This is a genomic window from Haloarcula sediminis (assembly GCF_035656455.1).
GTDB classification, from domain to species: domain Archaea; phylum Halobacteriota; class Halobacteria; order Halobacteriales; family Haloarculaceae; genus Haloarcula; species Haloarcula sediminis.
The window spans coordinates 386,646-408,838 of record NZ_JAYMGA010000001.1 but is presented as its reverse complement, the minus strand read 5'-3'; the positions used below and the strand labels follow the sequence as shown (position 1 = coordinate 408,838).

Annotated in this window: 24 protein-coding genes; 11 read left to right on the top strand and 13 right to left on the bottom strand. The window is 61.8% G+C overall.

Translation table 11 applies throughout. From position 1 onward, the window contains the following. Positions 1 to 33: 33 nt before the first annotated feature. Positions 34 to 1,941, bottom strand: a complete 1,908-nt coding sequence (locus tag VJ162_RS02180; protein WP_324662088.1) for a hypothetical protein — start codon at positions 1,939 to 1,941, stop codon at positions 34 to 36. Between the two features lie 215 nt (positions 1,942 to 2,156). On the opposite strand from VJ162_RS02180, the gene VJ162_RS02175 reads away from it, so the two are divergent. From VJ162_RS02175 to VJ162_RS02150, 6 genes are all read left to right on the top strand, one after another. Continuing rightward, entirely contained in the window at positions 2,157 to 2,603 is a 447-nt protein-coding gene (locus VJ162_RS02175) for a hypothetical protein (RefSeq protein WP_324662087.1), read from the top strand. Positions 2,604 to 2,646: 43 nt separating this feature from the next. Continuing rightward, the gene (locus VJ162_RS02170) at positions 2,647 to 3,735 is read left to right on the top strand and encodes an outer membrane protein assembly factor BamB family protein (protein WP_324662086.1); all 1,089 of its coding nucleotides are present in this window, start codon (positions 2,647 to 2,649) and stop codon (positions 3,733 to 3,735) included. A 41-nt stretch (positions 3,736 to 3,776) separates the two neighbouring features. Then, positions 3,777 to 4,577 (top strand): hypothetical protein, encoded by an 801-nt coding sequence (locus tag VJ162_RS02165; protein ID WP_324662085.1) that lies wholly within the window; start codon positions 3,777 to 3,779, stop codon positions 4,575 to 4,577. Between the two features lie 1,302 nt (positions 4,578 to 5,879). Further along, positions 5,880 to 6,275: a DUF5805 domain-containing protein gene (locus VJ162_RS02160; protein ID WP_324662084.1), complete on the top strand. Its 396-nt coding sequence runs from the start codon at positions 5,880 to 5,882 to the stop codon at positions 6,273 to 6,275. Beyond that, on the top strand, positions 6,272 to 7,309 hold the full coding sequence (locus VJ162_RS02155; RefSeq protein WP_324662083.1) for a tyrosine-type recombinase/integrase: 1,038 nt from the start codon (positions 6,272 to 6,274) through the stop codon (positions 7,307 to 7,309). The genes VJ162_RS02160 and VJ162_RS02155 overlap by 4 nt, the downstream gene beginning before the upstream one ends. Positions 7,310 to 7,688: 379 nt before the next feature. Then, positions 7,689 to 7,925, top strand: a complete 237-nt coding sequence (locus tag VJ162_RS02150; RefSeq protein WP_324662082.1) for a hypothetical protein — start codon at positions 7,689 to 7,691, stop codon at positions 7,923 to 7,925. Positions 7,926 to 7,964: 39 nt separating this feature from the next. Here the strand turns inward: VJ162_RS02150 and VJ162_RS02145 are convergent, their stop codons facing one another. Together VJ162_RS02145 and VJ162_RS02140 are read right to left on the bottom strand one after the other, a co-directional pair. Then, positions 7,965 to 8,486 carry a phosphopantetheine adenylyltransferase gene (locus tag VJ162_RS02145; RefSeq protein WP_324662081.1) on the bottom strand — a complete coding sequence of 174 codons (522 nt, stop codon included), beginning with the start codon at positions 8,484 to 8,486 and terminating at the stop codon, positions 7,965 to 7,967. Between the two features lie 514 nt (positions 8,487 to 9,000). Continuing rightward, on the bottom strand, positions 9,001 to 9,627 hold the full coding sequence (locus VJ162_RS02140; protein ID WP_324662080.1) for a DUF7344 domain-containing protein: 627 nt from the start codon (positions 9,625 to 9,627) through the stop codon (positions 9,001 to 9,003). A 1,092-nt stretch (positions 9,628 to 10,719) separates the two neighbouring features. Between VJ162_RS02140 and VJ162_RS02135 the strand changes: the two genes are divergently transcribed. Further along, positions 10,720 to 11,001: a winged helix-turn-helix domain-containing protein gene (locus VJ162_RS02135; protein WP_324662079.1), complete on the top strand. Its 282-nt coding sequence runs from the start codon at positions 10,720 to 10,722 to the stop codon at positions 10,999 to 11,001. Here VJ162_RS02135 and VJ162_RS02130 read toward each other — a convergent pair whose 3' ends face one another. The 3 genes from VJ162_RS02130 to VJ162_RS02120 all read right to left on the bottom strand — a co-directional run bounded on the left by VJ162_RS02130 (position 11,002) and on the right by VJ162_RS02120 (position 12,792). Then, a complete protein-coding gene (locus VJ162_RS02130; protein ID WP_324662078.1) occupies positions 11,002 to 11,133 on the bottom strand; it encodes a hypothetical protein in 132 nt (43 codons plus the stop codon). It lies immediately after the preceding gene. A 128-nt stretch (positions 11,134 to 11,261) separates the two neighbouring features. Then, on the bottom strand, positions 11,262 to 12,110 hold the full coding sequence (locus VJ162_RS02125; protein WP_324662077.1) for a formyltransferase family protein: 849 nt from the start codon (positions 12,108 to 12,110) through the stop codon (positions 11,262 to 11,264). A gap of 100 nt (positions 12,111 to 12,210) precedes the next feature. After that, the gene (locus VJ162_RS02120) at positions 12,211 to 12,792 is read right to left on the bottom strand and encodes an acyltransferase (RefSeq protein ID WP_324662075.1); all 582 of its coding nucleotides are present in this window, start codon (positions 12,790 to 12,792) and stop codon (positions 12,211 to 12,213) included. 224 nt (positions 12,793 to 13,016) lie between these two features. On the opposite strand from VJ162_RS02120, the gene VJ162_RS02115 reads away from it, so the two are divergent. Continuing rightward, positions 13,017 to 13,949 (top strand): polysaccharide deacetylase family protein, encoded by a 933-nt coding sequence (locus VJ162_RS02115; protein WP_324662073.1) that lies wholly within the window; start codon positions 13,017 to 13,019, stop codon positions 13,947 to 13,949. Between the two features lie 35 nt (positions 13,950 to 13,984). Here VJ162_RS02115 and aglF read toward each other — a convergent pair whose 3' ends face one another. The 4 genes from aglF to VJ162_RS02095 form a co-directional block, all read right to left on the bottom strand. Beyond that, positions 13,985 to 14,776 carry a UTP--glucose-1-phosphate uridylyltransferase AglF gene (gene aglF / locus VJ162_RS02110; protein WP_324662072.1) on the bottom strand — a complete coding sequence of 264 codons (792 nt, stop codon included), beginning with the start codon at positions 14,774 to 14,776 and terminating at the stop codon, positions 13,985 to 13,987. Between the two features lie 62 nt (positions 14,777 to 14,838). Next, entirely contained in the window at positions 14,839 to 15,705 is an 867-nt protein-coding gene (locus VJ162_RS02105; RefSeq protein ID WP_324662071.1) for a 3-keto-5-aminohexanoate cleavage protein, read from the bottom strand. Positions 15,706 to 15,772: 67 nt separating this feature from the next. Then, complete coding sequence (locus tag VJ162_RS02100) at positions 15,773 to 15,973, bottom strand: hypothetical protein (protein WP_324662070.1); 201 nt, start codon at positions 15,971 to 15,973, stop codon at positions 15,773 to 15,775. 2 nt (positions 15,974 to 15,975) lie between these two features. Further along, positions 15,976 to 16,683, bottom strand: coding sequence for a hypothetical protein (locus VJ162_RS02095; RefSeq protein WP_324662068.1), 708 nt, complete (start codon positions 16,681 to 16,683; stop codon positions 15,976 to 15,978). Between the two features lie 262 nt (positions 16,684 to 16,945). Between VJ162_RS02095 and VJ162_RS02090 the strand changes: the two genes are divergently transcribed. Both VJ162_RS02090 and VJ162_RS02085 read left to right on the top strand, forming a co-directional pair. Then, positions 16,946 to 18,553, top strand: coding sequence for an alkaline phosphatase family protein (locus VJ162_RS02090; RefSeq protein ID WP_324662067.1), 1,608 nt, complete (start codon positions 16,946 to 16,948; stop codon positions 18,551 to 18,553). Between the two features lie 121 nt (positions 18,554 to 18,674). Further along, on the top strand, positions 18,675 to 19,763 hold the full coding sequence (locus VJ162_RS02085; protein WP_324662066.1) for a Gfo/Idh/MocA family protein: 1,089 nt from the start codon (positions 18,675 to 18,677) through the stop codon (positions 19,761 to 19,763). A gap of 99 nt (positions 19,764 to 19,862) precedes the next feature. On the opposite strand, the gene VJ162_RS02080 is transcribed toward VJ162_RS02085, so the two are convergent. Continuing rightward, positions 19,863 to 20,195 carry a DUF7344 domain-containing protein gene (locus VJ162_RS02080; protein ID WP_324662065.1) on the bottom strand — a complete coding sequence of 111 codons (333 nt, stop codon included), beginning with the start codon at positions 20,193 to 20,195 and terminating at the stop codon, positions 19,863 to 19,865. A 406-nt stretch (positions 20,196 to 20,601) separates the two neighbouring features. On the opposite strand from VJ162_RS02080, the gene VJ162_RS02075 reads away from it, so the two are divergent. After that, positions 20,602 to 21,132 carry an HTH domain-containing protein gene (locus tag VJ162_RS02075; RefSeq protein WP_324662063.1) on the top strand — a complete coding sequence of 177 codons (531 nt, stop codon included), beginning with the start codon at positions 20,602 to 20,604 and terminating at the stop codon, positions 21,130 to 21,132. A gap of 74 nt (positions 21,133 to 21,206) precedes the next feature. Here VJ162_RS02075 and VJ162_RS02070 read toward each other — a convergent pair whose 3' ends face one another. Beyond that, positions 21,207 to 21,563, bottom strand: a complete 357-nt coding sequence (locus VJ162_RS02070; protein WP_324662062.1) for a DUF5658 family protein — start codon at positions 21,561 to 21,563, stop codon at positions 21,207 to 21,209. A 103-nt stretch (positions 21,564 to 21,666) separates the two neighbouring features. Continuing rightward, positions 21,667 to 22,002 carry a HalOD1 output domain-containing protein gene (locus tag VJ162_RS02065; RefSeq protein ID WP_324662061.1) on the bottom strand — a complete coding sequence of 112 codons (336 nt, stop codon included), beginning with the start codon at positions 22,000 to 22,002 and terminating at the stop codon, positions 21,667 to 21,669. Between the last annotated feature and the right edge of the window lie 191 nt (positions 22,003 to 22,193).

Here is a 22,193-nt window from a genome sequence, read left to right as displayed (position 1 = left end):
GTGTCACTACCGGTTACAAATGAACTCAGAACCTCACACCGTCACGTCCGGTGGGTCGAAACCACCGCTGAACAACAGAACGATAGACGATGCCAGATAGTCGCTCAGGGGTAGCAACGTGGCTGACCGTCTCTCGTGTTTGCCCCGGCCATAGTCGTCCCACACTTCCGAAATCACCATCTTCAGCGAGTGGTCTGTCACCCGCCACATATTGTAGAGTAGGCACGAGAACACGAACGAAAAGAACCGCATCCGGTAGTCTCTCGACGCAATAGACGGCACCAGCGGCGTAATCATCTTGTACTCGATCTCGATATCCCATCTGTCCGAGTACCGATTCGTGAATCCGAGTGCGTCCATCGGAGATATATCGTCCGACCTGTTTGTCACGAACAGCGCATAGGGAATCTCTCGCTCCGGGCTCGTATCCCACTTCTTCCGATCAGCGGGGACGTGCATGAACGTCACGTCGTGACTGTACCCGTTCTCACCCAGTGTCTCGTCAGATTCCACGTCAAGATACGCTGTATCGTCCTGTACGTACAGCGAAGCGTCCTGCTCGACCAGTGATTTGAGTTCACTATCTTCGCTGACTTTCTCGGCGTCCGCTCGAAGCCGCTTCGAGTCCGTCTTCTTTGGAATCAGATAGTTCACGTCGTGCTTCTGGTCTAAAACGTGGAACACACCGTGGCCGTCGAAGGCACGGTCGGCCATGACCAGCTGAATATCGACGAGCTCGCTGGCCTGTTCAAGCAGTCGGTCGACGACCTCAGCCCATGAGGATGTGTCGCCGTCGTCACCCTCCCAATTGGAATTGTGACGGACGGGTTCAACGGCGAGAACCAGCGGCGTGTTCCGACCGACGACAGTGAGAGTGGCGTACTGGAACTCGTAGACACCGTCCTCCTGGCCGCCGTTGACCATCTCCGGGTACTCGGGCTTCGGAACTTTCGACCGTCCATTGACCCACACGCGCTCGTCACTCGGCTCGATATCCTCTTCTCCCTTCCACGGGGAGACGTGGTACGGGACGTTTGTCACGTCGATGGCGGCGACGACCGGCTCCGTGAACATCTCGCCGTCTCGGATGGGTTCGAGCATCTGTTCGACAGCGCCGCTGAACTGGTCCTGAATGGTGGTGGCGATGCTTCGCCAGTCGGGAACCGGCGTCCGGTTTGTCTCGGTCGTAGAGTAATCGGTGAACGTATACTGGTAGTCTGCGGGCGTTCCGAGCTTCTTCACAGCCCGTGTGTGAGTATCGTGGTGAAGCGCATCTGAGCGGAACTTATTGAACGACCGATAGGCGGCTCGCGTCCCCGCCGTATCCATCAAGCTCATGAGCGTCTGATGCTCCCACACTGTCCGGTCGTCGTGTTTCGCATTCGCGGCTCTACCCGTGTCAAACGCCGGGATAACCGAGTCTAACAGTGATTCGATAACGTCCGGTGCGTGGTTATCGACGTAGTGATGGAGCGGTTGTCGACTCTCTCTGATCTCTGATGGGTCCGGGTTAGTGTCCCCTATGGCTAACTCCGCAGACGATATGCCCGCCTCCTGCGCGACTTCGTGGATACCTACTGCCACATCTTGTATGAACTGCCGAAGGCGGCGCGAAAAGCGTCGTCGTTTGGTGTGTGAAAGTGCCTGCTGTGTCGGCGGTCGGTCCAACCCAAACCGCGACTGGAGATACGGCCACTGTTCCACCCGCTTGGCGACTTCTTGTTGGCTGAATCCCCCTACCTCCTTGTAGAGAAACAGCCGGAACATCGACTCAAAATCAAACGCTGACCCTGCATTTCCCCACACCCCATACTCGTCGCGGAAGCGTTCTATCGGCAGGTCGAGATCGCCAATCACCCGAGAGACGTTGTCGTGAACATCAAATAGCGCATCTGCTTGCCCCACCAACTGCTCCGCTTCCAGCGAACTATCAGAACCCATTATAATATTGCCTAATCTGTAATACCAGCGAAGAGCGCCTTTACCCCCGCAAATATACTGTTAGTAGGGAGTGGCGACACCGAGGATAAGTCTATTCCACACATCATACTAATCCAGTATAATTCTACTATCGAAGGCTGTTTGATTCAAACACTATTCTATATCACAGCACAACTCAAAAGGCCTTCGGCTAAGAAGGATGTTCAAATCGCACAATGATAGAGGACAAGCAGATTATCGACTTTCTCCAGCGGAAAGGCGCACTGGAAATCTTAGTCGATATCGGGGACGGCCCGAAGCGGCATACTGACCTACGTGAGAAGCTCTTGATGAGCTCCAGCACTATCCACGAGCGACTGACTACGGGGATGCAACTTGACCTGTGGAAGCAGTCGCTTCAAGAGCAACCCTCAGGTGTCTCGGCGAAGGTCTACGAATTGACTGACCTGGGTCTGGAAGTGTGGGACGCTGCTAAGAAAGAGGACCTACGCCGGTATCACATGGGCCGTCGTGATGCCGTCCGACAGGTGCGAAACGCCGAGAATGCCGTACTTAGAGAAGTTTCTCCACAAGATGCCGAGTGGTGGGATGAAATAAATTCTGAGATTGAAATTGAAAGTTTTGAGACACAAAAACGGCTTGACGAATATTTCACCGATTAGATTGAAACGAAGTATTTTGTAAATAGACCTATTCTAAAATGTCATGAATAGGCGTAAGTATCTCGTCGGTCTTGCGGGTGTAGGATTATCTAGTATATCAGGATGTAGCTCGGATAATTCATCAACACCCCAAACCCCAGAGAATCAGTCAGAGAACACTCCGGCTATTGAGTGGGAATCTATAGCAGCTGCAAACATTGGAAATGGATTTCATTTCCCAGCCCCAGTGTTAGTCGATAATCAACTGGTGGTAGTGAGTGGCCTCGATGATGCTGGGACGATAGAAGGATATGATCCAGACTCGGGAGAGAGAAACTGGAGTTACTCTACTGGGGTTGATATGAGTAGCGAACAGCCACTCTGTGTAAATAATTCTACTATTGTCTACAGCTCTTTAGACGGCCTTGAAGCCGTATCAGTGTCAAGTGGTGAATCGGTCTGGGAAACAGATACTAGTGTTCGTGGGGATATCATCTCTGCTGATGGGATAATCTATGTACCGACGTATGACGGTGTTTTGGCGCTGGATTTCGATGGGAGTGAATTATGGAATGTCCAGATTGAGAGCCCAGTTTATAATCTCGCTGTCGATAGTAATTCTGTATATTTCAAAGCAGGGACGACGATACACTCCCTAAATAAGCAAAATGGGTCAAGTCGGTGGGAAATGAGGAGCACGATTGAACCATCTGTTGCCCCAGTTGTAAAGGATAATTTACTCGTCTTTGCCTTAGAAAACGGTGAGGTAAGAGCGATAAATAAAAATTCGCAGGAATTGGAGTGGAGTACAGAACTAACTCGTAATTTCAATACGCCGATAAGTGTAGGAGATACATCTGTCTATGCTGCTAGTTGGTCATATCCGCTACACGCGATAAACACAAATAATGGGAACTCCAGATGGACTTTTGACCCTGAGTATGCGCCATTATCTCCCGCTCTTGAAATTGATGAAACTGTCTATTTAGGTAGTGATACTGGTGTCCTCTTCGCTTTATCTCCGTCTAACGGAAACACAAAATGGTCCTATGATACAGAGTCCGCTATATGGGCTCCGCCCACGGTTGACGATAACCAACTGTATTTAACAACTGAGGCAGGCGATATAATCAATCTCAAGATCCCCCAGTAGATAGAGAGCAAGTCCTGTTGGAATCACGGTCGATACAATTTATGACAAAAGACCCAATTCGAACCTTGGTTGCACAGTTTTCTCATTTTATAGCTAATAAGTCTATATCTCATGAAGACTGGGTGATGCTAACTACGGAATATGGTGTGCATCAAACAGCGAAGGAACAGGAACGATTCTTCCAAAGTTGGGAATGGGGTGATAACGACCAGCTACAAAGAACCCGTCAGTTATTCAGTAAGATCATTGAGGATGACCAAGAGAAAGGTCTAGCTCTCATGAAACGGGTCTACGATTTTGTTGGCGGGGCTGATGATAGTGAGATCGCAAAATACCCCGCACTCCAAAATCTTGAAGGAGAACGGACAGATGTTGCTGGTGGACTTCCAACAATAACTACTGAGCTGTTTATCGACATAGAACATACAACAGACGATTTCTACGATGACCTTATATCGAACATCAATCAGAGTTACCGGATTGGTGTGTACGATGGGACATTCGTTTTGACGCGCAAACTTCTAGAAAATCTCGTAATTGAACTGCTCCGTAACCAGTATGGCACTTCTTATCTTAGAATGTATTATATCCCAAACCAACGCAGATTTCAGAATTTCAGTACTCTCCTTGATGGATTAGAATATAAGCTCAAAGACTACCAGTCATACTCAAATGGGCTTGATAAAGAACTTATTAGGGATATTCGACAGTTCAAAAATTCAGCAGATGCGGATGCCCACTCAATAATTCGTAATCCAGATAAAGAAGAGATTGATGACCTTGGTACTGATGCGGAACATGCAGCTAAGGTAATGTTCCGAGTGTTACGAAATATGGATTAGGCACTCGGATTGAGTTAACTGACGACACTTTATCTGACCGTGAGCCTCGGTTACTGCTAATAGTCCTAAGAAATCTAAATTCGCAGAAGAAATATCAGAAAGTTACTAGTTTGTAGATTGCTACTTGCCGAACCTGTGGCCCCGGCTCCCACCGCAGTTCAATATAGCACTATATCGTTTATCTGGTGGCTGTCGGACGGTAGTTCACTCGGCAAAAGGACATGTCGATAGATGATAAATTCCGAAACTGGCAGTTTCCGTACGACGGGACTGGGTCGACCGCCCTTCCGGCGGGAAAGGTGGCATGCCATCGACTGTGTACCTGGTTCGTTGGGCAGGACGTTCAGACGGCAGCGAGTGGTCCCGTGGGCCCGGAGTATCAACTACTCCCGGACGTGGTCGATTCGACTACGGGCGCCGTTCCACGGTAAGGCCCACTTCGAAGGTCGACACAGCAGGAGACGCGTTCAGTGCCAGTTGACCTTTTGAGCGATAGACGAGTGATTCGTCTGGGACCAGATTCGACTGGGGACCACACAACCGAATGCATCGACCGCCGCTGTACGACCCGCTGAAGATCGCTGTCTACCGGCTGTGAAGCAGCAGTGCAATCGACATGTACGCCGGTCCGGTTGAACCGGTGTGCCAGTTCAAGCCGCCTTGGACGACCAGCGGACAGGGACAGCTGAGATCCGACAGGCGCCATACCGCCGTACACTGCGTTCCGGAGTCGGCTAGGGACAGTCCGCTGGCGGGAGGGTTCGGGTCTGGGTCCGCTGTTGCCCGTGGCAGCTATTTCCTGTGAGCGACGTGGTCGGAGACGATGGCGACTGCCTCGACGATCCCCCAAGACGACGGGCCGGTATCGGACTGTGGGACATCGGGATATCGGTCATGATGGACCCGGACCGTCCGGAGCGAGGAACCCGACACCCGACTGAGAGAGTGAATCCGGCGCCACCGAGTTCAGCCGAGCCGGACGCGAAGCGAACGCGTACGAATACGGCGAGGGCTGTTTTCTGTCGACTGAACTCGTGGTCGGGCGGCGGCGCACTTCTTGATCCGAGGGAAAAGCAACGGCCGCAGTCTGCTCTAGGGGCGTGCAGGATAAATTTCGTTGTTTCTGCAAGGACGAAATATATTTGTGTATCTACACTCTTCTAAAGAAGAGGCAATATAGACAGTATTGTATTTGTATTTCTAGTACTATATTGGGCGATAACTGGCACTGCTGGCACAAATAATCTTCTTTATCCGGTTTGGTAGGACTAGATTGAAGTGGCCGGGGAGCGAGTCGCGAATATGGCAGCCGACAGCGAGGAGCGTACCTCCGTACGGACGTACGTCCCGGAATACCAGAAAGAGCGCTGGCAGTCCCACGCCGAGGAACTCGACATGAGCCAAAGCGAGTTCGTCCGGACGATGGTACAGGCCGGTCGAAGCGGATTCGAACCGGACAGTTCGGCGAGCGCCAAAGACGTGGAACCCCGTTCTCCGGACGCTAACCCCAGGGGTGACGGGCTGGAAGAACGGGTCGTCGAGACCCTCTCCGACGGGGGCCACTACGACTGGGACGAACTGGTGGCCGCCCTCACCGACGACATTGAGCAGCGCCTCGACGAGACGCTCCAGGAGCTCCAGTCGAGTGGTCGGGTGAGATACAGCGGTCGACACGGGGGGTACGTGCTGGACGAATGAGCTCCGAGGCTGGGACCCCAGAGCCCGATGACGACCCGGTCGGCTACTTCCTCGACGACGTCACCTACCACGGGAAAAGCGAGCGGACCCGGGCGTTCTACGAGCGGGTCCTGCGTGACTTCGAGGCGTTCCTGGCCGAGAGCGAGCGCGCGACGCCGGTCACAGCGGCCACACACCGAGACTGTATGGCCTACGTACACGGCCTCAGAGGCGACCACAGCGAGAGCACCGTCGCGACGTATGCCTCCTATCTCCACCGGTTTTTCGCCTACATGACCCAGGTCGGGGCGTTCGAGTCCAACCCGATGACCCTGGTGATGGAGGAAATGGACGAGTCGATCAACACGGACCCGACACGGCGCGAGATCAGCGTCGACGAGATGCGGGCGTTCGTGGGGCAGGTCAGTCACCCGCTGGAGCGAGCCGTGGTACTGACGCTACTGAAGACGGGGATGCGAGCCGGCGAGCTGTGTAATCTGGACCTCCGGGACCTCAACCTGTCCGAGCCGGGACCGCGCCCCGAGATACCGGTGCGGGCCGCGCTCGACGGGCGGCCAGACTCGCTGTACGTCGCCGCAGAGCCCAGCCGGGGGTCGGTGGCGAACGGCGAGGAACGCTCGGCGTCGAACAAGCGAAAGCGGGACACGACGCTACCCGTCGACGGGGAACTCGCCCGGACGCTACGGCGCTGGCTGGCGATTCGCCCGGACGTCCGTTCCGAGGCGGAACCGCTTTTCGTATCGACCAGCGGTGACTGGGGACAGCGACTCACGCCCGATATGGTCCACCACCTCGTCGAGAGCCACGCCCGCGATCACGGCTGGTACCGCGACGGCGGCGGGACCGAGGAAAACGTCACGCCCCACTACTTCCGTCACTTCTTCACCACACACCTGCGAGACCGAACGGGAGACCGGGGCGTCGTCAAGTATCTACGGGGTGACGTCGCACAGGACATCATCGACACGTACACCCACGACTGGGGGAGCAGAGTTCGGGAGAGCTACGAGTCCCACATCTACTCGCTGCTGTAAACTAATCGTGCGTTTGGAGTTTAAATCGGCCGACAGCGAACACATAAATCGTATAGCGCTATACAGAAACGGGGCCGCTCACCCGGCGTAGGACGACTTGAGCGGCCGCCGTCTCGGCGGCCACAGCGGTCGCGTTGGTGTGCCTGTTCGGCCGCAGTTTCGCTGAAGCCGGCTTTCCGTAGTCGTCGCGTCGCGGTTTGTGTCCCAGCGTGTGGGCCAGTCAGTGGTAAAAGCCGGATAGGAAGTCGCTAGTCAGTGTATTACCGAATTAGCAGCTGTATACTTATTTTCTCCCCGTTCCTGGGCGTCATGTCATGGTTGAGGAACGTGTCCACATCAAGTGGGTGTGGCAAGCTTCGACGCGTAGGTGGGATGCTCGATGAGCAGCGACGTGCCAGCCGACAGTGACAAGTCGGCACACGAGCACCTGCAGGATATCTTCCTGGAGGTGACCGGCACCGACGTCTGCGTCGAGACACAGAAACAGGACACCGAGCCGGGCCGCAACGTCGCTCCGGTGGACAGCTCCACCGCCGAGTACGTCTCGACGATGGTACAGGACGACGGACTCTCCGAGACGCTGGCCGAACCGAACGGCGAGAGCGGGCGGGAGTGAGCCCGCCCGTAGGGCGTACTCACTGCCGGGGCGAACCCGTCAGTCATCGCCCTGGAGCACTCGTCCCTGGGCGTCTATCTCGCCGTTCCGGATGCGGGTGCTACTTATTCGCATGCCGTCTTCGGCAACCACGAACGGCGAGGTGTGAATTTCCAGCGGCTGGTACCCGCGTCTGAGTCGCTCGTCGTTGAGTTCGTGGGCGCGTTGCTGTGCTTTCCCCTCCGGCGCGACGACGAGTGCGTCGGCGTCCTCGCGCGTGGCGGCGGGGCCGAACGCGTCCGTTATCTTCACGATGTCCCATGTCGCCGGGTAGGCCTCGGAGATACGCTCTAGTGTGGTTGCGAGCGTCTCCGCCCGCTTTGCATACGAGTCCAGCTGGTCAGCGTGTGAGGGGTCACTGCGTGTCTCGCGTGCCAGCGATTCGGCCGTCAGACCGACAATGACGTGTCCGTCTCCCTGCCCGTCGTGGCTCGCAGTCTGGAACGCGCTGTGGAGTAACGCGCGGTGACCGTTGTGAATCGGGGTGAACGTGCCACCGAGGATAGCGATACGTGCTGGCATACGACTCGATAGAGTGGCGACGCCGGTATATATGTAAGGCAGTACGGGGGTGACGGCCGGCGTGAGTGACGCCACCTAGAGAGATACCGTCGGCGGCCTGCCGGGGTCGAGCACTGTCTGTCCCGGAGACACAGTCGTCGGTGAGTGTACCCGAGCGGACCATGTCGTACAATCCCCGTACCGTTCCAGCGGTCCAGAGCGTAGGAACAGGGTTACAATACAGATACCGCCTCTCCCTTCGAACGCCGACGCGCGCCGGCGACGGCGCGATACGCTCGGTTGTCCGTCTGTGCCGCCCCGAGCGTTTCGGTCAGCGGTACATCGATGCGACAAAGCGTATACGTAGTCGGCAACCCCCAACCCGGAACGGTCCACCATCCACTTGTGTCCGATCCAACGGAGCCAGTTGGCCGTGCCACATCCGGCTCGCGTGCAGGCCAATAGCCACCCCGGACCACCCCCCTTCCAATCCGGTCGTCCCCGACGAACACGACAGAACGACGCCCTTGCCGGGTCAGTCTTCGTCGCGAGTTTCTGTGACCCAGTGACACGCAGAACAGAACGCGAACGTCGTGACGACGAGTCCGAGCAGCCCCACCGCGAGTCCTGACGCGAGACCGACGCCGAGCGAGAGCCCGACGATTGCGATGCCGACGACCGAGATAGCGCCGTAGTAGCGGTGCCACTGCACGTCTTCGTCCTCCGCCGGGCGGTCGAGATACTCCGTCAGGCAGTCCGCCTGCGGAGCCAGCGCCACGTGCCCGCGGTCCTGGTTGAAGTCGACGACCCCCATGTCGTCCATCTTCGGGAGGTGACACTGGTAGAGACCGACGTAGACCCGTTTTCGCTGGCTGGACGTGAGCTGGTCGGTCGTCGTGTCGTTCTCGATGGCCGCGACGTGTTCGGCCAGTTCGCCGAGCGATACCCGATCGTCCGTCTCCTGGTCCCGGAGATAGTGGATTACCTCACGCCGTCGGCTGTTCTTGAGTATCTCGAACACGAGGTCCAGCGAGAGCGGCTCCCGTTCGGTCTCGGTGACCCCCTCGCCCTGCTGTGCCGTGCTGTCGGGAACGTCGTTTTGTCTGTCGGTTCGAGTCGGTTGGTCGCTGTTTGCGTGTGCGGATTGGTCCTGAGTACTCATTGTGTAGTCCTCGATAGCCCGGCATCCGGACGGTACGTAGTCCTCGCAACGGGTTTGGCTCCCTGCACCCCCCGAGATCCTGCAAGACCTGTGGGCTGTCCGGACCCCAAGCGTCTGACAAAACAGTCATTCGTCCCACACTTAATACTTTGTTTTGACATCTATCTTATACTTAGTGCGCAGCTAGTAGCCAGTACGGTCGGGAATGCCCGCAGTGTGTCGTGGGCGTGTCCCCCGCCGATGTCTGTCGGTAGCGGTCGCTAACCAGGGGTGTGTCCACGGCGTGATCCACGCGGTCACCGCAGACAGCACCAGGATTCCGGCCCAGTCCCCGGAAAAGACAGCTATACGACGTGGGGAGCCCCGCGGGAGCGGATATCAACCACGACTGCGATGGTAACTCACTGATATCGGGGGAGCGTCCCGGTCGGTGTGTCTCGGACATCACTAGCGGGCTGTGGCAGCAAATTATTGTCATTGTTATATATAGCTTGCACAGCGAAACGTCCTGTTTCGCCTGACGCGGGCACGAGCAAGCCAGTTTCACCTCACGTGTGTGTCGGTTCGTTTTACCGGAGATACCCACTCTGTATCCGGTATATGTGATACGTAACAAAGGCGGGGCCACGTGTGTATCTCCCAACAGTGGCTTCGAGGCGGGGACATCCGCAACCACGTCAAAAAACGCATGACACAGATTCCAGCCGAGACCGTGCGCAAACAGTTCGCCGTCCCGCGGGTCGGTGTCCGACCGGACCCGTGCCACCGCGGACGGGTTTGTCCGTCACTGTACCGAGATTATCTGCCGGACTCGGACGCGGTGAAACCGACCCCAGTCCGGCGTGCGGGGATGGAACGCGGTGTCGTCTCTGCCTCGCCCGCAGTCGCACAGCTTGCCAACGACCGATATCGTCGAGGGACACGACCGCCGGAGCATCACACGATGCTACATACGCGCCGAGGTCGGTTCGAGCGACTGAGAAGCGCTAGCAGGCCCTACCGAACCCATATGGCTACAGACAACCGCGCCCAAACGAGCGAGCGAATCGAACCCGACAGTGACCGCGCCGCTGCCACGGAGGGGAGGCCGCGATGAGCGAGCCCGACCCGTGGGACGAAATCAGCTACGTCATCAGTTCCCGATACCGGATCGCGACGCTCCGCCGGCTTTCGGACGGCCCGGCGACGCCGTCGCTCATCGCGGACGAGACGGACCTGAGCATCGCCCACGTCTCGCGGGCGCTCCAGGAGCTTCGCGACGCGGACCTCGTGACGCTGCTCGTCTCGGAGAACAGACGCAAGGGGCGGGTGTACGGTATCACCGACGGGGGTCTCGAAGTGTGGGAGACTATCGAGGCCGAAAACATGCTGTAGTTACCGCTCGGAGGACCCCTCATCCGGCCGGCTGTCTTCCGGTAGTAACTGTTCCGGGCGACGGCGGTGTTTCGGCGTGTCCGCGAACTCGTTGATGCGTCGCAACTCGTCGGCCGTCAGGTGACCACTCATACGGCAGTAGTGCCTGCAGCGAACGGCTTTGTAAATCGGTATCTATCCGGCATAAGCGGAGCTTTTGGTCGTCGCGAACCGGGACCTAAGCCAGCAAGGCCGGTGGGCCGGCCAAGCGCCGACGGAGTCTATCTACCCGAGACCGACACGGGGTCGGCCTCGGCGTCGAAGCTCGACACCGAACGCCCGAAGATGTCGCCGTAGTTCGTCGCCGTCAGATACACCCGCCGCCCGCCCAGTTCCGTGTAGGCGGGCTCGAACGGCGGGAAATCGAGCGCGCGTATCTTGTCGTACACCGCGAGCTGGGTCGCCTCGTCGTCGGCAACTACCTGTTCCGGCGGAATCGCCCTCTTGTCGTCGAGGCTCTCACCGGTGTAGCAGTAGCGCTCACCGTCGTACGCCGACTGAGGGGTCCCAATCCGGTGGACGGCCCCGTCACGGAGCGTTGTGAGCTGTTCGCGAAACAGCGCCAGAGAGGCGTCGGTCACGCGGTCGTACAGCGTCCGCGCCGTGTCGGACGCCTCAATGGGAACGAACCGGCGGGCGACGACGTCGCCAGTCTCGACCTCCGGTGCCATCACGTGCAGTGTGGTTCCGTACCGCCAGTGGTCGTCCGCGCGGGCGTTCATGATAGCATGAGAGAAGACGTTGCACCCGCGATACCGGGGCAGCTCGGCCTGATGGAGGTTCAGCGGGGCGACGTTCGGGTGGGCTAACAGCTCGACGTCGATGACATCGGGGTAGTAGACGCTGACGAGGTAGTCAACGTCGTAGTCGAGCAGGGCGCGCTCCGAGTCCCGCGTGACGACCCGGTGGCCCAGCCGTTCGGCGCGGTCGTACAGGCAGCCGTCCCACCAGGTGTCCTCGCTGGGCCCGAGAGTCACGACCAGCTCGACGTCGAAGGCGTCGTGGTCGGTCAGCTCGTCAAGACAACGCTCGCCGAGGGGACGGCTCCCGAAGAGTGCGACCGAGGGCATGGACACTATATCCCGAACCGCGGCCGTAGTTATAGAGCGCCTGTTCGGACGGGTCGCCGCCTCGTCTCCCGGTCTCGTCCGGAATGACACCGGGGCCGACTCACCGATGGGCGTTACCGGCAGCCAACTGGTCTGGCAGCGGGCGGTGTTTCGCCGGCGTCCCGACCGCGAGCGTCGACGGCGGGACGTCTTCGGTGACGACGGCCCCCGCGGCGACGACGGAGCGTTCACCGACGGTCACGCCCGGCAACACGGTTGCGTTGGCCCCGACGGTCACGTCGTCTTCGAGGGTCGGGCCCGCCGGGTCGACGGCCTCCCCCAGCGGGGACGGGTCGTTCGTCAGGACGGCGCGCGGTCCGACGAGCACCCGGTCGCCGATGGTCGTGTCCGACGGCACGTACGCACCGGTCTGCAGACGCACCTCGTCCCCGAGGTCGCTCCGGCCGTCGACGACGGCCTGAGCGCCGACGACACAGTCGTGGCCGACGGTCGTCTGCTCTCTGAGGATGGCGTGGTGGCCGGTCTGAAAGCGATTGCCGGCGACGATATCCGGGTAGACGACCGACCCCGCCCGGACCACCGAATCGGCACCGATTCTGGCTGGCGACTGCCCGTTTTCCGGCGGGAGGATGTCGGCCGACTCCGCGATTCGGCAGCCCTCGCCAAGCTTACACTTACTCATCGGTAGGCCTCCCGTCGCCGGTGTTCTCCGTCACTGGCCCGCTCTGGCGCTGGTTCATACCGGTCATCTTAACTCAGTCCGAGATTTCTACCAGTTCAGGGCTTTGTTATACTGTTCCTGTATATTTCGGGGTCTGAAGGCTGTGACGTAGCAAAGTGCTACTCCGGCAAACGAGGTCCCATCCCGCGGTATAACTTAGATGGGGCCGGCTCACTCGGGAACAAATGGGAGCAGTCGTCATCTCTATCGACGCGGCGCTGGGCTGGGGGTTCCACGTCGACCCGCCCGCCGACCGGCCGACTGACCGCATCGCCCGCTCGCGCTGGGGGTGGACACAGCTGGCCGAGACGCTCGAAACCTACGACATCCCGGCGACATGGGCGGTCGTGGGCCACCTGTTCGAGGAGGAGTGTGCCGGCGCCCACGTGGGCCACCCGTCACCGCCGGGGTGGTTCGCCCACGAGCGCGGCGATGACCCGATGGACGAACAGTACCGGTACGCACCGGCGCTGCTCGACGACCTCGTCGGGAGCGAGCTCGACCACGATATCGGCACGCTCACTTACTCGCACGTCGAGTTCGACGACGCGACCGAAGCCCTCGCACACGCGGAGTGTGACCGCGCTATCGAGGCCGCCGAGACCGCCGGCGTCGACGTGGACTCGTTTGTCTTCCCCCGAAATCAGGTGGGCCACCGGGAAGTCCTCGCCGAGGCGGGCGTTCGCTGCTACCGGGGGACCCGACCGGAGCCGGCTACGGACAGCCCCTACTCGGCACCGCTTCGCAAGCTCGCCCGGGCGACCGTGGTCCGGGAGCCGCCGCCGCTGGTCGAGCCGGAGGTAGACGAGTACGGCCTCGTGAACGTCCCCGCCTCGCTGTCCCTGTTCGGGGTCGAAGGGCCGGCACAGCGGCTCCTCGCCGCGACGGTCGGCGACCCCGCCGTCAGGCAAGCCAAACTCGGCGTCGACGCGGCTGCTTCGGGAGAGGGGCTCTGTCACCTCTGTCTGTGCCCGAGCGACCTCACGACGGAGGCCGACCTCTCCCGGTTCCGGGCCGTCTGTGCCCACATCGACAGCGTGCGAGCCGAGACAGACCTCACCGTAGAGACGATGCGGTCGGTGGCGGACCACGTGGCAACGCCGGACACCGCAGCGTAAACGGACCGCCTTCGGTCGGTTCGAAAAGCGGCCCGTTACTCCGAGGACGGGACGGACGCGACGTCGTCCTCGGTGTCGTTCGACTGCTCGCCGGCCTCGACCCGGGCTTTGTCGTCGTCGCCTCGGAGCCGCTCTTCGGCCTCGTCGCGGTCCTCGGGGTAGCCGATGTCGTTGCGCCACCCGTCCATGCGGATGGCGTCGATGGTCCGCCCGGAGTGCAACAGGAGGTCGATGGCGTCGCTTATCTCGTACTCGCCCCGGTTGGAGGGCTGGACGAGCTGACAGGCGTGGAAGATGGCGGGCGTGAACGTATAGAAGCCGGTCATCACCAGGTTAGAGGGCGGGTCCTCGGGCTTTTCGATGACCTCAGTTATCTCGCCGTACTTGTTCGTGTCACAGACCCCGTATCGGGAGGCCTCCTCCCAGGGGACCTCCTCGACGAGGAAGGCGGCGTCGGCCCGCTCTTCTCGCTGGCGGTTGACGACATCGGGGAGGTTGGCCTGGAAGATGTTGTCCCCCAGCATTAGCATGAAGTCGTCGTCGATGTGTTCCTCGACGGTCAGCAGGGCGTGGGCCAGCCCCTTCTGTTCGCGCTGGTGCGTGTACGTTATCGGGACGCCGCGGTACTCGTCCTCGTAGTAGTTGATGATGTTCTGTTTCTTATAGCCCACGACGACGTACAGCTCGTCGGCGCCGAGGTCGATGAGCTGGTCGAAACAGTGTGTGAGTATCGGTTTCCCGTCCACTTCGACCATCCCTTTGGGCTTGTCGTCGGTGAGTGGGCGGAGTCGAGTCCCCTGGCCGGCTGCGAGTATTACTGCGTCCATCGTCCCCGAATAGCACTACCCGAAAGCAAAGGTATACACCGCTTTCGCCGGCTACGGGGCGGTTACGCCTCGACGTCGTTGCCCTCGGTGGCGGCTACGGGAACGGAGAGCTGGCGTCTGGCGCTCCGGGCAGTCGCCAGCGAGCGCAGCGAGCGCTGTGTCAGCTGGGCCACCGTCCGGACGAGCTGTGCGTTGCGCTCGACCGGGGTGTCCGGGTCGAAAAACAGGTTGTCCGCCATGCCGACCACCGGGTGTGCGCCCATGAAAAACGCCATCGCCGTCAGCGGGTACTGGTTCGGGCCGGTCGCGCGGACGAAGCAGTGTGCCGATTCGGGCACCGCATCGAGGAGCGCGAGCAGGCTCAGGGGCGTCCCGACGGCGCCGCTGGGAGCGCCAAACAGCAGCGTCACCACGGGCCGGTCGGGCAACTGCTCGCCCAGACGGGCGAGTTCGTGGCAGTCAGTACCGCCCGTCAACAGCAGATTGGGGGTGATACCGCGGTCGAGTACCGCCTCGACGAGCTGTTCGGTGTCGCGGCGGCTCGTCCCCGAGACCGACCGGTAACCCGACTGGGTCGGGCCCAGTCGGACGGTAGCGAGGTCGGGGGTCGGCTCACCGTCCAGCGCGCCGAGGAAGTCGCCCAGCGGCGCGTCCGGCCCCGCCGCGTATTCGATCAGGACGTCGCGGCCACACTGTTCTCTGACTGCACGCCCGAACGCGGGCAGCCGCGACGGGTCCGGTTCCCCGTCGGCGTCGCGGCCGTGGAGCCGCGCGACAGTCGCCCCGAGCGCAGCCGACTCGTACACCTGTGTCGCGACGGACTCGGGGGTGACTGGGAGATCGTCGTTCTCGTCTGTCGAGTATCGATAGCCGGTCGGAGCGACGCCGAGTGTCACCTCGTCGCCGCGCATGTACTCACGGTAGGTCATCTGGGACGCCGACGCTGTGGCGGGTCGCCTGAGAGGAGACGGGTGGCGGTGTTAGTTATCCGTCGGGTTACTGTGTCAGGTCGACGAGCGAGTCCTCGCTCGCGACGATAAAGGCCTCCTCGAGCAGGTGAGACTCCTCTGCCGGCAGGAAGACGTACTGGTCGTTCGTCTCGGAGCGGACGACTGTCAGCTCCTCCAGTTCGTAGTCGAGGTTCTCGTGTGGGTCCGGGTCCTCGGGGACCTCCTCCCACTCCGTTTCTGTCGCCATTGTTAGTTGTAGAAGATGTTGATGTCCGCGTCGCCGTCGGTTTCGACACGCTCCAACTGGCCGCTGTAGAAGAACGCGTCCGCTCCGTTTCGGACGTGGCCGCTGACGTTCCCCTCGCTGATATCGCCGGTCAGCCACAGGGCCTCGCCGCTTCCGACGACGGTGTGTGCCTCGTCGAGCGTGAGGTCACCGGTGACCGAGAGCGCGTAGGACGCCCCCTCGGTGTCGCCGGCGCCGTCTATCTCGATCCGGTTCGGACGCGATGCGGGCCCGACACGGGAGTTGCCACCGCGCTCGCCGCGGATAGCGACGTTCTCGATGCGGACCTGTCCATCGGTCTCGACGGTGGTCTGGCGGGCCTCGGCTTCGGGGTCCACGGACCGGGTTAGCGTGACGCCGTCAGCCGAGCCGACGAGCGCCGCGTTCGCGTACGCACCGTCCAGTCCGCCGCCGCCGAAATCGTACTCCCCGGCGGGAACGTGTACCGCCGTTCCACCATTGAAAAACTCCTCGAAGTACGGGTCGATTAGGTCACCGTTACCGAGCCCTTCCGCCCCGAGGTCGACGGTGTTCGTGGCCCCGAGTCCCGTTCCGGTCGATGCCGTCCCGACTGCAGCGGTCGTCGCGCCGACGCCGACGGTCCGTATGAAGCGCCGTCGACTGGTATGGTTTGCTTTCCCGCACGTCGCGTTCCGGTGGTTGCCTGCCATACCTGTCAGGATATTCCTACCCGAAAAGGAGTTGTGACCAGCTTGCCAGTAAGGAGTACCTAGTCCTCGGGAGTTAGTTCAAAGTTGTCTACCAGCTACGTACCAGTCGTCCTTTATACAGCAGCCACGCATAGAAAATTCAACTCGTGAGGGAGAACGCGGATAACGTGTTAGGTGTAGGTAGTGTCAATTTCAGTGTCACCTGTCCGGCGCGGGAGTAAGTATTTGATTACAAAGATTTCTCAGTGCTGTTCCCGAACTGATGCGGACGCTGGTACTCGGGCTCGACGGGGTGTCACTGCCGGTCCTCGACTCGGTAGCCGCCGATGGCGTCGTCCCGACCGTCGAGTCGCTGTTCGACCGTAGCGCTGTGGGGCCACTCACGTCCCAGCTGCCCCCGTGGACGCCCAGCGCCTGGCCCTCGCTGTACACCGGCGTCAACCCGGGGAAACACGGGGTATTCGGGTTCCTCAAGTTCGACGGCTACGACCACGACGTCGTCGACGCGACGGACGTGCGGGCCCACGCGCTCTGGGAGCTACTGGACCAGCGGGGGCTGTCGAGTGTCGTCGTGAACGTCCCGGTGACGGCACCGGCACGCCCGATCGACGGGGCCGTGATTCCCGGGTACGTCTCGCCGGAAGACCCGCCGGGACACCCCGAGGGCATACTCGACGACGTGCGGGACACAATCGGCAGCTACGCCGTGTACGGTCCAATGGAGACGCGCGGAAAGGCGACGTTACCGGACATAGCCGCCCACGCACGGGGCCGCGGCGACGCCTTCGCGTATCTCGTCGACCGGTTCGACCCCGACTTTGGCTTTCTGGAGTTCCAGCAGACCGACACCGTCTTTCACCGCCGGCCGGAGGACAGCGAGGCCATCGAGTGTGTCTTCGGTGCGGTCGACGACGCCGTCGCGACGGCACTCGACGCGGCCGACCCCGACACCGTCGTGGTCGCCAGCGACCACGGTATCGGTGCGTACGACGGGTACGAGATCCGTCTCAACGAGATACTGCGGGAGTGGGGCCACGTCGCGACGACGACCGGTGGCGGGATGCCCTCCTGGAGTACGATCTCCCGGCAGCGCCTCCAGCAGGGCGAGGCCGGCGGGCAGCCAGCCCCCGGCGTGGCCGAGCGGGCCGTGACGCTGCTCGCTCGCCTCGGGCTGACGAGCCAGCGCATCGAGCGGGCCCTCGAACCGCTGGGGCTGGCCGATACGGTCGCCGAACTCGCGCCCACTGACGCGATTCGCGCCGGGACCGAGCAGGTCGATTTCCCCGCGTCGTCGGCGTACGTCCGCGACCGTATCGAGCTCGGTGTCAGGGTGAACCTCGCGGGCCGGGAACCGAACGGCGTCGTTCCGCCGGAGCAGTACGACGAAGTGAGAGACACACTCCTCAACCGTCTCCGCGGGCTCACCGACCCGGACGGCCGCCCGGCGTTCGAGCAGGTCGCGCCGCGTGAGGCCGTCTTCAAGGGCCCCTATCTCGAACGGGCACCGGATATCGTCGTCGTCCCCCGGGCGTTCGATAACTTCCTCAGGGGGATTCTCATGGGCGAGTGGTTCGGACCGCTGCGTGAGTCCTGGAACCACAAACGAGAGGGTGTCGTGGCCGTCAGCGGCCCCGCAATCGATACGACAGCGGACCTCGCTGACGCGCATCTCTTCGACGTCGCGCCGACCGTGCTGAGTACGCTGGGCGTGGCGCGACCGGCGCGAATGGACGGCTCGCCGCTGCCGGTCGTCTCGCCGACGCCGGTCGAAGAGTACCCGCCCTACGAGGAGGCGGCGGGCGGCATCCGCGAGGACCACGACGTGACCGAGCGACTCGCGCAGCTGGGGTACATCTCAGAGGACCGCTAGCGGTCCCGGCGCGGGGTCCAGAGACAGATGGCGGATGGCTGCCCGCCCCGGTCGGTAACAGTCAGTTACCCCCCGCACATCCCGGGTATAACAATGTATTCGCACGCGGGGTGATGGGACGATGACACTGGAAACCGCGGTCGTCGGCGGCGTGGCGTCCGAATCCCACTTCTCCGGGCTCCAGGCGTGCCCGGCCACGGAGCTCGTCGCCGTCTGTGACGAGGACGAGTCACGGGCCAGGGAGAGAGCCACCGAGTACGACATCAACGCCTACGCCGACTTCGAGGGGCTGTTGGCGCGTGAGTCGCTCGACTGGATACATCTCTGTACGCCGGTCGGTACCCGCCTCGAACTGGCCCGGATGGCCATCGAGGATGGCATCCCCGTCCTGATAGCGAGCCCCGTCACCGAGTCCGTCGCCGAAGCCGAGGAGCTGGAACGGCTCGTGGCGGAGTACGACGCCCACGTGTCGGTGGCCCACAACCGCAACTTCTCGCCGGCCATGCGGGACGCCCGCCGGCGCATCGAAGACGGCACCGTCGGCGAGGTGCGCTCCGTCGACCTGCTGTCCGCCGGCGGGACGTACCCGGACGACGGCCCCCGCGGAGACGGGGCGTTCGAGTTCGAGGCGGGGCTCTCGCACCCGATATACACGGTGTTGACTCTCGGCGGCTACCCGTCGAGCCCGGACTCGGTACAGTCGAGTGCGTCGCTGGCCAACGAGTACACCTGGGAGTTCGACTACGGCAGCGTCCAGTTCCAGTACACCACAGACGACGGCGTGCTCTGTAGCGGGACCGTACTCGCAAGCGGGGTGCCCCACGAGGTCGTTCGGGTCCACGGCGACCGCGGCAGCATCGAGATAGACCTCGTGGCCCAGTCCGTGACAGTCCTCGACCGCGACTACCAGGGCTCACCGGGACTCCGGGTCCTGGCCGACGTCAACCACATCCTCGGCCGTCTTCAGAGGACCGTCGAGAACCTCGTCACTGTCGCCCGCCGCGCTCTCGACGATGACCGGGACGCCCCCCGCACCCTGGACTCCCACAGCTACCAGTTCGGCGAGGAGGCACGCGCGATACAGCGGGGCGAGCCGCCGACGGTACCGGTCGCCGAGGGGACCTGGACGCTGCGCGTCATCGAAACGCTCCGGGCGGGTGCGATGACCGGCGAGGAGCGGCCCGTCCCGCTGAACACGGACGGGATGTGAGCGAGCCGCTACCGTCGTCAGGTCGGGATAACGATGTCGCACTCTGCTGACGCCACCGTGTCGGCGGGTCGTCGGGCCCCGATGCCGGCGAACGGGCAGTCACCGCTCGTCCGCGTCGAGAAGCTGTTCGACGGCGTCGCCCGCGATGTACTCGACGACGTTGCGCTCGGCGTCGTACGCCACGATATCGGCCGCGTCGAGCTTCGGCAGGTGGACGTGATGCAGGAGCAGACACACCCGGCGGGTCGACCGGGCACCGAGGTCGGGGCCCCGCTCGGCCTGTGTGACCGCAGTCGCGAGTGCTTCCAGTGAGTGGACATTCCCCGTGGACGCGGCCAGCAGTTCGAGCAGCGTCCGCCGGCGCGCCGAGGCCAGGAGGTCCGCCCGCGCCGCCCGCGACAGCCCGGCCACGGTCTCGCTGTCGTTACTCACCACGACCCCCGCCGTGAGAGGAGCGTTCGAGCATCACGGGGACCGTCCGAAGATATCCGATTAGTTATGGTGGGCTTTCGGGCCGTCTCACAGCGAGTAAACGCCGTCGGGAACGCCGATTCGGCCGTGTGAGAGGGCTTACCGGGACTAACCACGGAGTAACAATGACATCGGGGTCTGTTGGTCCTATCGCGGGGAGAGCAACCATCCGCACGTACTGGCCACCGGTCCATCCCTTGCCAACTCACCCACCCCACCCCCACCGAGGCCACACACGACGGCGGCCGTCGTCGTCCGGTCTGCGTTGACGCTCTCCCCCAATTTACCGTTCACACAGGTAGGATGCTTCTATCCCCTGAGAACGACCTGTCCCGTTTATCACTGGTGTCGGGCCTTCGCTAAACCGATGCGAACAGACGACGCCACCGACCCGACACTCGATGCGGTGTTACCTCCGGCAGACAGCGACCTCCGGGCGACGGTCTTCGTCCACTCACTCGCGCCCGCCCCGAACAAGCCGTCCCAGGACCGGCTCGTGGCGGACCTCCAAGAACTCGCCGAGCGCGATACGCTCAGCGATGTCGACCTGCTCGTCTGGGGGACCAGCATCTGCACGAGCAGCCCGCTCACCGACATCGGGAGCGGGCGGCGAATCCTCGACGCCATCGGCGAGTTCTACGAGCTCGCGGCCAACAGCAGGCTCTCGGTCTCACCGTTTTTCAGCGTCTCGACGGTGACGACCGAGTACGACGAGGACGCGTTCAGTCGAGTCGTCCCACCGTCCAGAGCCGTAGCGGTCTACGATGGGACCGAGCTCGCGGCTGTCTTCCCCTGTCTCGTCGACGGCACGGCGTACACGCCCGAGGACCTGGTCGCGCACCTGACTCGCCAGCAGCCGGCCACCCTGGGGCCGGCCGTCGTCGACGAGTCTGTCTGAAGGGCCGTCCGTGGGCCGACGAGACACGACGGCATCGCGGCTGCCGGCGCCGAGTTCGTCCCGTGACACTCGACTCACCCACAGCTGTCGGCGTGCTGTGCGATAAGCAGCCCGTTGTGCCAGACGGCCAGCAGCTGCGGCGTGAAAAAGGCCACCAGCGCCGCCCGGCGAAACAGCGGCCGCACCGCCCGGTAGACGCCCAGCAACACGGCCAGTGCGGCCAGTTTCAGTGCGACGAGGCCGGCGCCGCCGCCGGCGTCGAGAAACGCTCTCGCAACGGGGTTTGCCTCGGTGAAACACAGCGAGAGCCCGGAGAGGGTCAACACCACGTCGCCGGCGGCCGCCGCGACGACGAGACCCCAGAGCAGATGGTCACACCGGAGCGACGAGTCGGCGACGTACACCGCGTCCTCGCTGAACGTCTGTGACACACCGGAACGCAGGCCGTGGGAGGTATTGGTAAACGAGTGAGTAACACGACCCGTCGCGGTTCAGGTGCTGACCGCGAGAACTGCTTCGGTCAGGGGCGCCCGGTCACTCGGGCGGTGTGATTTCGACCCGACGGTCGCCGGTCACGACGACCTCGAACCCGTCTATCTGCATTGCCACGCGGAGTTGCTCCGTCCCGCCAGCGACGAGTCGGTCCAGGGCGTCGGGGTCGACCGAGCGATACAGCGGTTCGAGCTCGGTCGGGTCACAGTGTCGGACCGTCGCCAGCGCTTCCGTCACCGCGAGACTCGCCGACGCCACCTCGAACGTCCCGACGTACGTGTCCGTATTCGGGTTGTATGTCGGACCGTCGTCGGTCACGCGTTTGGCACCGTCGAATCGACCACCGGCCAGTGCGTGCCGCGGGTCCGGACCACTCATTTTGTGCTACGGGATTCAAAAGCGTATCCAAGCATAAGTTTTCCGGTAATTTTGCGCGGAGCGGCCGAGTCTGTCCGGCTCCGGGACGCCAGTGGGACGGACCCGCCCAGTTACGCCCCCACGCTCGCTGACAGTACACGTACCGTCGACCAGGGCAGGACGAGGCCTGCCGACGCTACCGGTAGCCGTCG

What these genes read in the sequence shown, in the direction of transcription:
- VJ162_RS02180 (WP_324662088.1), bottom strand. Translation starts at nt 1,941, where the DNA reads ATGGGTTCTGATAGTTCGCTGGAAGCGGAGCAGTTGGTGGGGCAAGCA.
- VJ162_RS02175 (WP_324662087.1), top strand. Translation starts at nt 2,157, where the DNA reads ATGATAGAGGACAAGCAGATTATCGACTTTCTCCAGCGGAAAGGCGCA.
- VJ162_RS02170 (WP_324662086.1), top strand. Translation starts at nt 2,647, where the DNA reads ATGAATAGGCGTAAGTATCTCGTCGGTCTTGCGGGTGTAGGATTATCT.
- VJ162_RS02165 (WP_324662085.1), top strand. Translation starts at nt 3,777, where the DNA reads ATGACAAAAGACCCAATTCGAACCTTGGTTGCACAGTTTTCTCATTTT.
- VJ162_RS02160 (WP_324662084.1), top strand. Translation starts at nt 5,880, where the DNA reads ATGGCAGCCGACAGCGAGGAGCGTACCTCCGTACGGACGTACGTCCCG.
- VJ162_RS02155 (WP_324662083.1), top strand. Translation starts at nt 6,272, where the DNA reads ATGAGCTCCGAGGCTGGGACCCCAGAGCCCGATGACGACCCGGTCGGC.
- VJ162_RS02150 (WP_324662082.1), top strand. Translation starts at nt 7,689, where the DNA reads ATGAGCAGCGACGTGCCAGCCGACAGTGACAAGTCGGCACACGAGCAC.
- VJ162_RS02145 (WP_324662081.1), bottom strand. Translation starts at nt 8,486, where the DNA reads ATGCCAGCACGTATCGCTATCCTCGGTGGCACGTTCACCCCGATTCAC.
- VJ162_RS02140 (WP_324662080.1), bottom strand. Translation starts at nt 9,627, where the DNA reads ATGAGTACTCAGGACCAATCCGCACACGCAAACAGCGACCAACCGACT.
- VJ162_RS02135 (WP_324662079.1), top strand. Translation starts at nt 10,720, where the DNA reads ATGAGCGAGCCCGACCCGTGGGACGAAATCAGCTACGTCATCAGTTCC.
- VJ162_RS02130 (WP_324662078.1), bottom strand. Translation starts at nt 11,133, where the DNA reads ATGAGTGGTCACCTGACGGCCGACGAGTTGCGACGCATCAACGAGTTC.
- VJ162_RS02125 (WP_324662077.1), bottom strand. Translation starts at nt 12,110, where the DNA reads ATGCCCTCGGTCGCACTCTTCGGGAGCCGTCCCCTCGGCGAGCGTTGT.
- VJ162_RS02120 (WP_324662075.1), bottom strand. Translation starts at nt 12,792, where the DNA reads ATGAGTAAGTGTAAGCTTGGCGAGGGCTGCCGAATCGCGGAGTCGGCC.
- VJ162_RS02115 (WP_324662073.1), top strand. Translation starts at nt 13,017, where the DNA reads ATGGGAGCAGTCGTCATCTCTATCGACGCGGCGCTGGGCTGGGGGTTC.
- aglF (WP_324662072.1), bottom strand. Translation starts at nt 14,776, where the DNA reads ATGGACGCAGTAATACTCGCAGCCGGCCAGGGGACTCGACTCCGCCCA.
- VJ162_RS02105 (WP_324662071.1), bottom strand. Translation starts at nt 15,705, where the DNA reads ATGACCTACCGTGAGTACATGCGCGGCGACGAGGTGACACTCGGCGTC.
- VJ162_RS02100 (WP_324662070.1), bottom strand. Translation starts at nt 15,973, where the DNA reads ATGGCGACAGAAACGGAGTGGGAGGAGGTCCCCGAGGACCCGGACCCA.
- VJ162_RS02095 (WP_324662068.1), bottom strand. Translation starts at nt 16,683, where the DNA reads ATGGCAGGCAACCACCGGAACGCGACGTGCGGGAAAGCAAACCATACC.
- VJ162_RS02090 (WP_324662067.1), top strand. Translation starts at nt 16,946, where the DNA reads ATGCGGACGCTGGTACTCGGGCTCGACGGGGTGTCACTGCCGGTCCTC.
- VJ162_RS02085 (WP_324662066.1), top strand. Translation starts at nt 18,675, where the DNA reads ATGACACTGGAAACCGCGGTCGTCGGCGGCGTGGCGTCCGAATCCCAC.
- VJ162_RS02075 (WP_324662063.1), top strand. Translation starts at nt 20,602, where the DNA reads ATGCGAACAGACGACGCCACCGACCCGACACTCGATGCGGTGTTACCT.
- VJ162_RS02065 (WP_324662061.1), bottom strand. Translation starts at nt 22,002, where the DNA reads ATGAGTGGTCCGGACCCGCGGCACGCACTGGCCGGTGGTCGATTCGAC.